Origin of the sequence: Mycolicibacterium septicum DSM 44393, assembly GCF_000455325.1 — a bacterium.
Taxonomy (GTDB): domain Bacteria; phylum Actinomycetota; class Actinomycetes; order Mycobacteriales; family Mycobacteriaceae; genus Mycobacterium; species Mycobacterium septicum.
The window spans coordinates 2454932-2467173 of the sequence record NZ_HG322951.1; the positions used below are offsets into that span (position 1 = coordinate 2454932).

12 protein-coding genes are annotated in these 12242 nt (G+C 66.6%); 4 read left to right on the forward strand and 8 right to left on the reverse strand.

All coding sequences use genetic code 11. The features are described 5' to 3' along the window. Positions 1 to 376: 376 nt before the first annotated feature. The 5 genes from TX88_RS11545 to TX88_RS11565 all read right to left on the reverse strand — a co-directional run bounded on the left by TX88_RS11545 (position 377) and on the right by TX88_RS11565 (position 6099). Positions 377 to 1132: a hypothetical protein gene (locus tag TX88_RS11545; RefSeq protein WP_162563128.1), complete on the reverse strand. Its 756-nt coding sequence runs from the start codon at positions 1130 to 1132 to the stop codon at positions 377 to 379. A 52-nt stretch (positions 1133 to 1184) separates the two neighbouring features. Next, complete coding sequence (locus tag TX88_RS11550; protein ID WP_044516890.1) at positions 1185 to 2483, reverse strand: NtaA/DmoA family FMN-dependent monooxygenase; 1299 nt, start codon at positions 2481 to 2483, stop codon at positions 1185 to 1187. A gap of 27 nt (positions 2484 to 2510) precedes the next feature. Beyond that, positions 2511 to 3125 carry a TetR/AcrR family transcriptional regulator gene (locus TX88_RS32785; RefSeq protein ID WP_049924901.1) on the reverse strand — a complete coding sequence of 205 codons (615 nt, stop codon included), beginning with the start codon at positions 3123 to 3125 and terminating at the stop codon, positions 2511 to 2513. Then, on the reverse strand, positions 3122 to 4948 hold the full coding sequence (locus TX88_RS11560; RefSeq protein WP_044516892.1) for a flavin-containing monooxygenase: 1827 nt from the start codon (positions 4946 to 4948) through the stop codon (positions 3122 to 3124). The genes TX88_RS32785 and TX88_RS11560 overlap by 4 nt, the downstream gene beginning before the upstream one ends. 107 nt (positions 4949 to 5055) lie before the next feature. Beyond that, the gene (locus tag TX88_RS11565; protein WP_049924902.1) at positions 5056 to 6099 is read right to left on the reverse strand and encodes a class I SAM-dependent methyltransferase; all 1044 of its coding nucleotides are present in this window, start codon (positions 6097 to 6099) and stop codon (positions 5056 to 5058) included. A gap of 175 nt (positions 6100 to 6274) precedes the next feature. On the opposite strand from TX88_RS11565, the gene TX88_RS11570 reads away from it, so the two are divergent. From TX88_RS11570 to TX88_RS11580, 3 genes are all read left to right on the forward strand, one after another. Continuing rightward, positions 6275 to 7720 (forward strand): DHA2 family efflux MFS transporter permease subunit, encoded by a 1446-nt coding sequence (locus TX88_RS11570; RefSeq protein ID WP_049924903.1) that lies wholly within the window; start codon positions 6275 to 6277, stop codon positions 7718 to 7720. Positions 7721 to 7832: 112 nt separating this feature from the next. Continuing rightward, positions 7833 to 8126 (forward strand): hypothetical protein, encoded by a 294-nt coding sequence (locus tag TX88_RS11575; protein ID WP_044516894.1) that lies wholly within the window; start codon positions 7833 to 7835, stop codon positions 8124 to 8126. Between the two features lie 58 nt (positions 8127 to 8184). After that, positions 8185 to 8931, forward strand: coding sequence for an SDR family oxidoreductase (locus TX88_RS11580; protein ID WP_044519327.1), 747 nt, complete (start codon positions 8185 to 8187; stop codon positions 8929 to 8931). Positions 8932 to 9000: 69 nt separating this feature from the next. On the opposite strand, the gene TX88_RS34530 is transcribed toward TX88_RS11580, so the two are convergent. Further along, positions 9001 to 9150: a hypothetical protein gene (locus TX88_RS34530; RefSeq protein ID WP_019348586.1), complete on the reverse strand. Its 150-nt coding sequence runs from the start codon at positions 9148 to 9150 to the stop codon at positions 9001 to 9003. Positions 9151 to 9388: 238 nt separating this feature from the next. On the opposite strand from TX88_RS34530, the gene TX88_RS11585 reads away from it, so the two are divergent. Then, positions 9389 to 10882: a PucR family transcriptional regulator gene (locus TX88_RS11585; protein ID WP_044516896.1), complete on the forward strand. Its 1494-nt coding sequence runs from the start codon at positions 9389 to 9391 to the stop codon at positions 10880 to 10882. Here the strand turns inward: TX88_RS11585 and TX88_RS11590 are convergent. Continuing rightward, positions 10842 to 12008 carry a CaiB/BaiF CoA transferase family protein gene (locus tag TX88_RS11590; RefSeq protein ID WP_044516897.1) on the reverse strand — a complete coding sequence of 389 codons (1167 nt, stop codon included), beginning with the start codon at positions 12006 to 12008 and terminating at the stop codon, positions 10842 to 10844. The two genes, TX88_RS11585 and TX88_RS11590, sit on opposite strands and share 41 nt — an antisense overlap. Then, on the reverse strand, positions 12005 to 12242 hold a 238-nt coding region (locus TX88_RS33830; protein ID WP_044516899.1), incomplete at its 5' end, for an aldehyde dehydrogenase family protein. The genes TX88_RS33830 and TX88_RS11590, both read right to left, overlap by 4 nt.

Sequence of the window (12242 nt, forward strand, 5' to 3'; positions counted from 1 at the left end):
GGCTCGTTCGACCGGCTGGTGTTTTCGTCTCTTGGCCAGTGTCCCAAGAGGGATCAGATTCGGACGGCAAATCCCTGAGCTTCCTGTGGGACAAGCGTTTGCAGGCTTGGGGCGAATGGATCGATGTGAACGGATTTGTGAACGAAACCGTGCGCAACGGGGCAGACCGCTTCGACACGGCGTGACATACGAGACGCGAAATGGCGACCGACCTGCACGTTAGCGACGTAGGTAGAAGTGCAAGACCACAACCGGCCGGCTCATAACCCAGAGGTCGCAGGTTCGAATCCTGTCCCCGCTACCAAGAGGAAATGGCCCTCGGAGGATACTCCGGGGGCCATTTTCATGCCCATCGTGGGCTGGTTCGGGTTCCGGCTTACTTGGTCAGCTTGTCCCGCATCCCAGGCGCGAGAACGCCGGCAATTGTGTCCCAGCTCACCGTGACCGGGTAGTAGTCACCGAGCACGTGGGCGACCGGGATGTAGACGACCAGTCCGTCGTCGTCGGGCAGCCAGTTGGCGAGCTGATCTGCAACTGGTTCGGGCGCAGACTGGTTGGCCAGCTTCTCCTCGGCCGCCATTGCGGACTTGATCCCATCGACCAGTGCGGTCAACCCGGCGGTCTGGTCGGCGAACAGGTCGGTGATCATGATCGGCTGGGCGGTGTGGGCGTCGATCACCGTGGTCGCGACGGCGTTGAACGGATGCGCCGCGTGGTCGACGAAGATGTTGAGCAGCAGCACGCCGGCCACCGCGCCGGTGCCGATGTGGCTCACCTCGCTGCGGTCGTCCTCGTCGAGCACCCCGGGCGCGACGGTCACCGGGGTGTTGTCCTCGGTGGGCTTGAGGTAGTCGTCGAGGGCGGCGCGCATCCCGGAGTTGAACTTGTCGCGGACGGCGGCGTCTCCGCCTTTCAGTTGGGGGAGCTCCGCCTTGTAGGTGACAGTTCCCGCGGTGCCGTCGAGGGATTCGACGAAACCGGTGAACGGCGCGGCGTCGGCGGTCGCAGTAGCGCTCATGGTCGTCGTCTGCCCGGGCTGGGCATTGTCGGACGTGCATGCCGTGCCCATACCGGACATCGACACGACGACCGCTGCCGCCGCCAGCCTGCGCACCACCCTTGTGTCGCTCATTTTCCGACCCTAACCCCGGGTGGGCCCTGGGGAATGCCGATTGGCGCGTCCGTCAGAAACGTTCTCGCAGTGGACGGTCGGCCGGGGTGCTGCGATAGATACCGCGGTCGATCAGCCGTGGCACCACCTCGTCGATGAACTCCCGGATGGATTGTGCTCCGGCGGAGAACATCAGGTTGAATCCGCCGACGTTGCCGTCGGAGTGCCAGGCTGCGAAATCGTCGACGATGTCGTCATAGGAGCCGACGAACTTGCGGTGTGTGGCACCGCCGCGGCCGACCGCCTGGGCCACCACGTCGCGCACGGTCACATCCGGGCGCTCCTGAATCCAGTTGTACAGCCCCACGTAGTTGCCGAACGTGCTCTTGATCGTCTTCTCGACGTCGGCGGGAACCGGCAGTGCTGCCACCGGGAACGGCGCATTGATGTCCTCGAGTGGGATGTCGATACCGAACTGGCCCAACGCGAATGGTGCGATGGGCGCCCAGTCGACGTAACTGTCCAGTTCGCGCAGTTTCTCCTCGGCTTCCTTCGCGGTGTGGCCCAGGTAGGGGATGAGTCCGGGGATCGGTGGAACCGAGCCCGGGGCCCGCCCCTGGTCGACGAGCGCCTTGTCCAGCGTCTCCCGGTAGACCGCCGCGCTCTCGCGAGTGGACGAGTTGGTGAACACCATCTCGGCATGTTTGGCGGCTACCTTGATGCCTGCTCCCGACCCGCCCGCCTGCGCGATGAGCGGCCGGCCTTGCCGGCTGGGGGCGATGTTGAGCGGACCCGAGACCTGAAACAGATTGCCCCGGTGGTTGATCGGTTCGGCATAGAACCGCGTACGGCCATCGGGGTCGCGCCGCAGTTCCCGGTTGTCCCACAGCGAGCGCAGCACATCGAGGAACTCATCGGCACGCTGATAGCGCTCCTCGCGGTCCAGATGCTTGGCCAGGCTGTAATTCAGCGCGAAGTCGTCGATGACGGACGTGACCGCGTTGTATCCGGCGCGACCATCGGAGGCCTGGTCGAGTGAGGCCAGCAACCGGGCCAGGTTGTACGGGTCGTAGAACGTCGTCGATGCCGTTGCGATCAGGCCAACATGCTTGGTGTGCTGTGAGATTGCGGTCAGCGCGGTGATGGGTTCTGCCGGTCCGCCGTCGAAGGCCGGCGATCCCTGCATGCCGGGGATGTCGCCGACGAACAGCGCGGTGAACAAGCCCTCGTCGCCGAATGTCCCGTACTCGAGCAGGCGTTCGAAGGTGCTGCGCTCGGGTACACCGTTGGCCTGCTCGTACCCGTGCGCGCCTTGGTGCAGGTTGATGTCGTTGGCTACCAGGTTCAGATGCAGATAGCGTCGATCGGGCATGGGGGTGTTCCTGTCCTAGTGAGGGATTCAGCGCATGGTGGCGTACAGGGCATCGGTCATCGCCTCGATGGCGGCCTCGCGGTCCAACGGCCAACCGTCGACGAGCCACAGATGCATGAAGGAATCCACCATCGTGTACATCATCGCGATGGCCAGCCGGAGCTGGGCTTCGGTGGCGCCGGGCATGGCGTTGTTCTGGATCCAGTCATCGACGTTGGCTTCCATCGTGGCGCGATGGGCCGTGGCGAATTCCGGATCGGCGGCCCGGGCCTGATGCAGCGCCGTGTAGAGCTCCGGCGCGGAGGTGTAGAAGTCGACCACCTTCTCGAAGAAGGCGCGGATCGAGGGCCGTCCTGAGGGGCCGCCCCGCGGTGCGTCCTGCTGTGACCACACCGTCATTCGGGTGTTGCGAAGTTCGCGGAGCACTGCGGCCTTGCTGTCGAAATGGAGGTAGAACGTCGCGCGCCCGATCCCGGCGCGCCGCACGATGTCGTCGATGGTCACCGGGACGTAGCCGCGTTCGGCGAAGGCTTCCAGGGCGGCGGCCATGATGTGCTCGCGGGTCATGATGCGGTGCCGGTCGCGCATCGTGAGCTTCGGTGCGGCGCTGGTGGTTTCGGTGACCTGGGTGGCCTCGGTCATGTGAGGGTCACCCCCTCCAACTCGCCTGTCGATCGCCATTTGGCCAGCATGTCGAAGAAGTCGACGGGTTTCCCGCCGAAGTTGTTCGCCAACATGCTGTGTGGGTTGTCCTTGTCGCCCTCGGAGCTCAGATAGCTCGGGGTGCAGTCGGCAAAGAAGGCCTTCGGTTGCACGGTCGACTCGTTCATCTCCGACAACCACTCGTCTTCGGCTTCCTGAGTGGCCTCGATGACTGCGGCGCCACGCTGGGCCCAAGTGCTGACCAGGTAGACGAAGTGGCGGGCGCGTTCCTCAGCGGTGTGGGTGTAGTTGGGAGAGACCCCGGACTGCGTGTAGCCGAGGAAGAAGCAGTTGGGAAAACCGTGGCTCTGCAGGCCGTGCAGCGTCCGCATGCCCTTGGACCACTTGTCGCTCAGGCGCACGTTGTCTCGGCCGGTGATCTCGAATCCGAGGCGCCGGGTGAACTCGGTGCCCACTTCGAAGCCGGTCGCGAAGATCAACGCGTCGAGTTCGTAGTGCACCCCGTCCACGACGGCGGCGGTCGAGGTGAACCTCTCGACTCCGCGCCCGTCGGTGTCGACCAACTCGACGTTGGCGCGGTTGAACGTCGGCAGATAGTCGTCGTGGTAGCCCGCGCGCTTGCAGTTGAGCTTGAACCAGGGCTTCAGGGCTTCGGCGGTCTTCGGGTCATGGACGGTCCGGCTGATGCGGGCGCGCAGGCGCTCCATCGCCACGTAGTCGGCGCGGTACAGGAACGCGTCGATCTCCTCCGGCGTCATCTCCCTGCCGAGGCGGGCCGTCTCGCGGATCACCGCGGGATCGGTGAGCTCAAGGGCGTTGCGGGTCCACCCGTCATCGGTGAGATCGAGGTCCATCTCGACACCGCAGGTGACCCTGGTGAAGTTCTCCATGCGCTCTCGCTGCCAGCCCGGGGACAGGCTCGCCGCCCAGACGGGATCGGTGGGCCGGTTGCCCCGTTCGGCGACGGTGCTCGGCGTCCGCTGAAACACGTAGAGCTGCTGTGCCCACCGACCGAGGTGCGGTATGCATTGCAGCCCCGTCGCGCCGGTGCCGATGATCCCGACGCGCTTGTCCCGCAGTCCCGTCAGCCCACCGGACTCGTCACCGCCGGTGTAGCGGTAATCCCAGCGGCTGGTGTGGAAGGTATGCCCCGAGAACTCGTTGATGCCCGGGATCCCCGGGAGCTTCGGCCGCGTCAGGGATCCTGGCGAGACAGCGACCAGCGACGCGGTGAGCGCGTCGCCGCGATCGGTCGAGACCCGCCAGTGCCCGGCCTCGTCGTCCCATCGCATGCCGGTGACGGTGGTCTGCAGCAGGGCGTTCCGGTACAGCCCGTAATGGCGTGCGATGGCCTGCAGGTGCTCCCGGATCTCCGGACCGTGGGCGTACCGCTCGGTTGGGGTGTAGCCCAGCTCTTCGAGCAACGGCAGGTAGATGTAGGACTCGACATCGCACTGGGCACCGGGGTAGCGGTTCCAGTACCAGGTGCCGCCGAAGTCGCCCGCGGTGTCGACCATCCTGATGTCGTCGATACCGGCTTCTCGCAGCCGGGCCGCCGCGATCAGGCTGCCCAGGCCGGCCCCGATGATCAGCACCGTGACGTGGTCGTGCACCGGTTCGCGTTCGAGAGGCTCGGCCCACGGATCGTCGGCGTAGTGCGAAAAGTCGGCAGTGACCTCGACGAATTGGTTGACGGCGTCGCTGCGAAGGCGCTTGTCGCGTTCCAGGTCGTACTTCGCGCGTACCCACTGGGCGTCGTACTCCGCCGGCTGAGGCCCCAGGGAAGTCGCCGTCTCTGGCATCGCGTGGCGCTCCTCGCATGATCAATTTCGCTGGACAGTCTGTCTCGTCAACAGACTGTGCAGCATCTTGCCAGACAATGCGTATTTTGTAACGGTCACGCCCAAGGTCACGCCGGCCGGCGCGCCGACGCGAACAGGTTGATCCCGGTGGCTTCGCGCCGCACCTCGACAGGCGCGTGCCCGAACTCCGATTGCGCGAACAGATCGGCCAGGTCTTGGGGCGACCGGTGGATCAGCTTCCAGTCGAGCAGGTGGTCCATGAACGCCCGGTCCGGATTGTCGACATCGAAGTTTCCGACGATCGCTGTGCCGCCGGGACGCAGGCGATGGTGGATCCAGTCGAGCAGCTTGATGACGAGGTGATCGGCCAGGTAGTCGATCAGGCCGATCGAATAGACCAGATCCTGATCGCCCAACTCCAGCGATTGACGTCCCAGGGCCAGCTTGACGACGTTGGCCTGCACGAAGGCGACTTCTCCGGTCACACCGACGCTGTCCGCGATGCTCTGGGCGTAGGCCAACGCCTGGTCGTCGATGTCCAGGCAGGTGGCGATGATGTCCGGGTGGTCGGGCTCGCCGAAGATGTCGAAGATCTCCCGGGCGGGCCCGCAGGCCAGACTCGTGATCGCGACCGGCCTGCCCTGGCATGCGCTCGCGGTGTCGATGATGATGTCGCGCAACAGCTGTCGGCGATTCTTGACCGCGCACGAGGCCGGTATGCCGAGAAACCACCGGTCGATGTAGGGGCCGAGTCTGCCTACACCGTCGGGCTGGTCGTCGTACACCATCTGCAAGGTCAGGTAGTCGCCGGCGTAGCCCCGCGGCTTGGTGTACGAGCGGTCGATCAGGGTGCTCAATCCCAGGTACGGGTACGTCTCCCGGTGGACGAAGGCGCCAGTTTCCTCGGCGTCACGGGTCCCCGGCCGCAAGTGGATGTGGATCTCGTCGGACAGGGCGTTGCAGGCGGCCGTAACGCGGGCCTGCACTTCATCGTCGGTGGCCCGACCGTCGATGATCAGCCTGTCCGCGTCCGACATCGCCGCCTTGAAACTCGCTGCGGTGTGGGTGAGGGGGTGTGGCATCCCATTGGCGGACAGTGGGAATGAGGGGACGGTGCCGTCGAGGTTCGGTGCCGCGTCGATGATCGTCATTGCCCGATGCTCTCGGTTCGCCGTCGCGACGTATGCAGTAATGCACTACCCCAATTTCTGCCGACGTCAATTTCCGGCGGGGCGACGACGGCGAAAACTGGTTTCCCTGACGCGGGGTGTCCCACCTACCCTGGGTGGCTGCGCAGTCGACGCTCGGGGGAGCAAGGGGAGTGAAATGATGACGGGCCCGAGCACGGGGGAGATCGCGGCGCAGCCGCGCGCCCAGTCGAGCGCGAACGTCATCATCGGGCTGCTGGTCGGTTCGGCGTTCGTGATGATCCTCAACGAGACGATCATGAGCGTCGCGCTACCCGCCCTGATCGTCGACCTGGACATTTCGGCGAGCACGGCGCAATGGCTGACCAGTGGCTTCCTGTTGACGATGGCTGTCGTCATCCCGATGTCGGGTTCGTTGTTGCAGCGCTTCCCGGTGCGGAGCATCTACCTGGCGTCGATGACGTTGTTCTGCACCGGCACGCTGGTGGCCGCGCTGGCGCCGGGGTTCGCGGTTCTGCTGGCCGGCCGGATCGTGCAGGCGTGCGGCACCGCCGTGATGATGCCGCTGCTGATGACGACGGTCATGACGTTGATCCCCGCCGAGCGGCGCGGGCAGATGATGGGCACGATCTCGATCGTCATCGCCGTCGCGCCGGCGATCGGGCCGACCCTGTCGGGGTTCATCCTGCGCTCGCTCGACTGGCGGTGGATGTTCTGGATCGTGCTGCCCATCGCGCTGGTGGCGCTCAGCGCCGGTCTCGCCTGGCTGCGGGTCGACGATGAACGGCAGGAACCGACCCCGATCGATCCCGTCTCGGTACCGCTGTCGGCGATTGCGTTCGCGGGCTTGGTGTTCGGGCTGTCCCTGATGGGCGAGTCCGCCCACGGCCGGCAGGGGATACCCGCCTGGGTGCCGATGGCGATCGGCGCGGTGGCGATGGCCCTGTTCGGCGCGCGGCAGATACAGCTGCAGCGACGCGACCGCGCGTTCCTCGATCTTCGGCCGTTCACCTATCGGCGGTTCTCGGTGTCGCTGGGCCTGGTGGTCCTCGGCTTCATGGGGCTGTTCGGCGCCATCATCATGGTCCCGCTGTATGTGCAGGACGTGCTGGGGCAGAGCGCTTTGGTCGCCGGACTGACGAGCCTGCCGGGCGGACTTCTGATGGGCGTGGCCGGTCCGCTTGTCGGCCGGGCCTACGACCGGCACGGCGCCCGGCTGCTGGTCGTCCCGGGGTCGATGATGCTGTGCGTGGCGCTGTGGGGGTTCACCATGCTCTCGGCCGCATCGCCGGTCTGGGAGCTCGTTGTCCTACAGACGATCATGATGGTGGGGCTGTCGATGATGTTCACCCCGTTGATGACTGACGCGCTCAGCGTTCTGCCCGACCGGCTCTACTCACATGGCAGCGCCATCCTCACGACACTGCAACAGGTCGGGGGCGCGGCCGGTACGGCCCTGTTCGTGACGGTCATGACCAAGGCGTCGCAATCCGGTGGGGCCCCGGATCTTCCCGGTGTGCATGCGGCGTTCATGGCCGCGGCGGTGATCAGTGTGATCGCCTTGGCCACGGCGTTCTTCACCGCGCCGCGCCCGAGTCCCGCGGGCGGCACCCCGACGCACTGAGGCCCGAGTCCTGATGGAGTAGCGCACTACGCGTGTGCGGGGCCGTGACCGCGGATGACATTGGGAGGGCCCATCGACCAGGGGGCATCGGCACTCGACGCAGGAGTTCAACATGAGCTGGAGATGGACGGGTAATCACGGGGACGCACCGTCGGCGGCGGCCGCGGCCACCGCATCGGGAGCAGGCCCCGGTGAGGCGATCTTCGAGGTCAATGACGGCGGGACCGTCGGCCTCTACATATTCGACAACCACACCGGCACCGGCGGCCGTGCGTGGAACTGGACCGGCAACCACGCCGATGCCCCGTCGGCGGTGGCGGCTGCCAACGCCGCAGGCGCCGGCCCCGGTGAGGCGGTCTACGCGGTGAATGACGGTGGCACGGTGGGTCTTTACCTGCTCCGCTGAACTTCCTCGCCTCGGCGCAACCGGCGATCCCGGATGCGCCGAGGCGAGGTCGGGCACAATCGAACCCGTGCAGAAAGTCGTGATCATCACGGGCGCGGGCAGTGGAATCGGCCGCGCGACAGCCCGGGTTCTGTTGGATGCCGGGCATCAGGTGGTGCTGGTGGGCCGCCGGTCCGAACCGCTGGTGTCCGTTGCCGACGGGAACCCGAATGCCCGCGTCGTCCCGACCGACGTCACGGATTCCGCCTCGGTGCAGGCGCTGTTCGTCGACGTGGCCGCCGCCTTCGGGCGCGTCGATGTGCTCTTCAACAACGCGGGTGTGTTCGGGCCGTCGGCTTCGATCGTCGACATCGACGACCAGCAGTGGCACTCCACGTGGCGCACCAACGTCGACGGCGCGGTGTTCTGCGCCAGGGAAGCCGCGCGCGTCATGGCATCCCAGTTACCCAGGGGCGGGCGGATCATCAACAACGGATCGATCTCCGCGCACCGGCCTCGCCCCAACAGCCTGGCCTACACCGTCACCAAACACGCGATGAGCGGGCTGACCGCGTCGATGTTGTTGGACCTGCGCGATCTCGACATCTGCGTCACGCAGATCGACATCGGTAACGCCGCCACGGACATGACCGCCGGCTTCAGTCACCAGACCTTGCAGGCCGACGGAAGTCTCGCGGCCGAGCCGACGTTCGACGTCGAGCATGTGGCCCGCGCCGTCGCGCATCTGGTCGACCTGCCGCTGGAGGTGTCGGTTCCGTCGCTCACCGTGATGGCCCGGGCCATGCCGTACTTCGGCCGCGGCTGACGGTTCCCGCACAAAAGCAACAGAGCCGGGGCCCTCGGGCCTCCGGCTCTGTAAAGCGGAATCGGTGCTTCAGTGCTGTGCGTCTTGAAGCTCGTACCGCTGGACCACTGCGATCAACTCTTCGCGAACCGATGAGTTGGGCAGTTCGTTGATCCGCGCGTAGAGGCGGCGCCGCATGTTGGCCCGCTTCTGGTTTGCACGGAACTGTGCGAACGACATTCTTCTCACTCCTCAAAAGTGCCCCGGATCACGGGTACTCGTTGTTTTCGACATCCACATCGGGGATCGCCCGAAGAAAAGGACACCTCCATGCTCCCGGTCAGCGGTGATTAAAACCAATTCTTAGAGTGTGAGTTTCGCTACAGCTCAACCTCATTCGCCGCAGGCGCGTGCTCGCCGTCACAATTCCCCGCCGGGGTGACGCCGGTGACCGCCGAAAAGGAGTAAGACTGCTTCTGTGGCGATCACCGTGCGGGACCTGGCCGAGGTCGACAGCCTCGGCCTTGCCGTGGTGGCCGGGGCGCGCAACGCCGACCGCGAGATCGCCTGGGCGCATGCGATCGAGCTGCCGGATCCGACCCCCTATCTGGCCGGTGGTGAGCTGGTCATGACCACGGGTATCAACATCGGTGCCGACGCCGCCGCGCAATCCGCCTACGTCGCGCGCCTGGCCGCGGCCGGGACGGTCGCCCTGGCCGTCGACACCGGCACCACCATCGCCGACGTCCCCGCCGCCGTGCGCGCTGCCGGCGACGAATTCGGACTGCCGGTGCTCGAGGTGCCGGCCTCGACGCCGTTCATCGCGATCGCACGGGTGGTGATCGATGCGCTCAAGGCCGACGAACTGCGCTCGGTGCAACGCGTGGTCGACGCTCAGGAGGTACTGGCCCGGGCGACGCTGCGGGGCGGTATCCCGGGAGTGGTCGGGGCGCTGGCCGATTCTCTGTCGGCGACGGTCGTCGTGGTCGACACCGACGGCACCGTGCTGGCCGCCGGGGGAGGCGAGCGGGAGCGGTTGATCGCCGTGCTGAGCGAGCAGGACCCGCCCTCGCGCCGGCATGGTGCCCACGTCACCGTCGACGGGGACTCTTACGTCACGATCCAGAACCTTCGGGCGGCCCAGCCGGTTCGCGGTCGGCTTGCGGTGCGCACGCCCGGCCCGATGTCCAATGCCGACCGCCTGTTGGTCGCTCACGCGGTGTCGCTCATCTCGATCGCGATCGAGAAACCGGCCCGGGTGGTCGATGCCGAGCAGCTGTTGCGAACGGCGGTGACGCGCGAGTTGCTCACCGGCTCAGGCGCTGTCGACGGTGCGGTGTTGCGCTACTTCGGTTTTGAGCCCGACGGCGACGTCGTGGTGGCGTCGTTCACCGGAGCGGGGCCGGTGTTGGCGGCCGAGCACGTCCTGGACCGTGTGCTGACCTCATTTCTGATGGCGCCGGCCGGCGAGGAGATCGTGATCGTGGTTCCGGCCGGCGGGAGCCGGGGCCGTGTCCGCACCGTCGTCGAGGAGCTCGAACGGCAGACGGGTATCGCGGTCAGCGGCGGCATGAGCCTGCCGGTCCGTCTGGATGATCTGAATACCGCGGTCGAGCAGGCTCGCATTGCGGCGCATTCGAACGCCGGGCGATTCAGCGAGTTCGGTGAGCTCAGTCCGATGGGAGTGCTGCTCGAAGGGCGCAGCGTCGCCGAACTGCGCGTGCTGGCAGCGCCATTGGATGCACTGGCCGGTGGGGACGAGTTGATCCCCACGCTGGCCGCGTTCCTCGCGCGCAACGGTCAGATGGAGGCCGCGGCCGCCGAGCTCGCGGTCCACCGCCACACCATGCGCAACCGGATGCGGCGCATCTCCGCGTTGTTGGGCGACGACCTGGAATCGGCCGATACCCGGGCGCAGCTGTGGTTGGCCCTCAAGGCCTGGCAGCTGCTGGCGTCTCGCCGGCCGGGCTGAGGTCACCGATGTCCACCTGGTCGGCGCCCAGCGCGGGCGGCCCGCTGCGGTAGGTGACCGGTGTCGCCGACAGCGTGATCGGGTTGGCCACTTGGGGTGTGGACGACCCGGGCACCGGGACCGTCGCCTCGATCCCGAGCTCGCCGGCGAACGCGAAGGCCTCGGAAAGGTCGTTGATCGGCCCGGCCGGGACACTCGCGGCGGTCAGCACCGAGTACCAGTGATCGGCACCGTTCTTCTTCATCGCGGTTTCGATGATGGCGCACAACGCATCCCGGTGGGCGACCCGCTGTGGGTTGGTGCCGAATCGGGGATCGTCGGCCAGCGCCGGCTCACCGATGGCGGTGGCGAAGGCCCGGAACTGTTTGTCGTTGCCGACGGCGACCGCGATCGGACGGTCGGCGGTGTCGAATGTCTGATACGGCGCGATGCTCGGATGTCGATTGCCCATCATCTGCGGGACCGCACCGGCCCCGAGATATCCGGACGCCTGGTTCACCATGGAGGACAACAGCACCGAGAACAGATTGGTGTCGACGCGCTGCCCGGCTCCGGTGCGGTCGCGGTGCGCCAGCGCCGCCAGGATTCCGGTCGACGCGTGCAGGCCGGCCAGCACATCGACCAGTGCCACCCCGGCCTTGGTCGGATCGCCCGGCTCGGTTCCGGTGACGCTCATCAACCCGCCGACCGCCTGCACCAGCAGGTCATAGCCCGGCAGTTCGGCGCCGCCGTCGCGGCCGAATCCGGTGATCGAGCAGTAGATGAGATCGGGACGGATCGCGCGCAGGTCCTCGTAGCCCAGTCCCAGTTTCTCCATGGTCCCCGGCCGGAAGTTCTCGACCACGATGTCGGCGCCGGCCACCAGCGACCGGGCACGTTCCCGGTCGTCCGGGTCGGTCAGGTCCAACACGACCGATCGCTTGTTGCGGTTGACGGCGTTGAAATACGTTGCCACGCCCGATGAATCGTAGGGCGGACCCCACGCCCTGGTGTCGTCGCCGGTGCCCGGCCGTTCGATCTTGATCACCTCGGCCCCGAAGTCGCCGAGCATCATCGTCGCGTACGGCCCGGCCAGCACCCGGCTGAAATCCACGACGACGATTCCGTCGAGGGCACTCATACTCATGCTCCCGCCCGCCCGCCGCGCAGGTACACCGTGGTGGTGTGGGTGAAGAATTCGCGGGCAGCGCCGCCCTGTTCCTTGGGGCCGAGACCGCTCTTCTTGGCGCCACCGAACGGTACGTGCGGATCGGCGCCGGCCGACTCCGAGTTCACATGCAGCACGCCCACGTCGATCTGCTCGACGGCCTGCAGTGCCCGGGTCAGATCCTGGGTGAATATCGCTGCCGAGAGCCCGAAC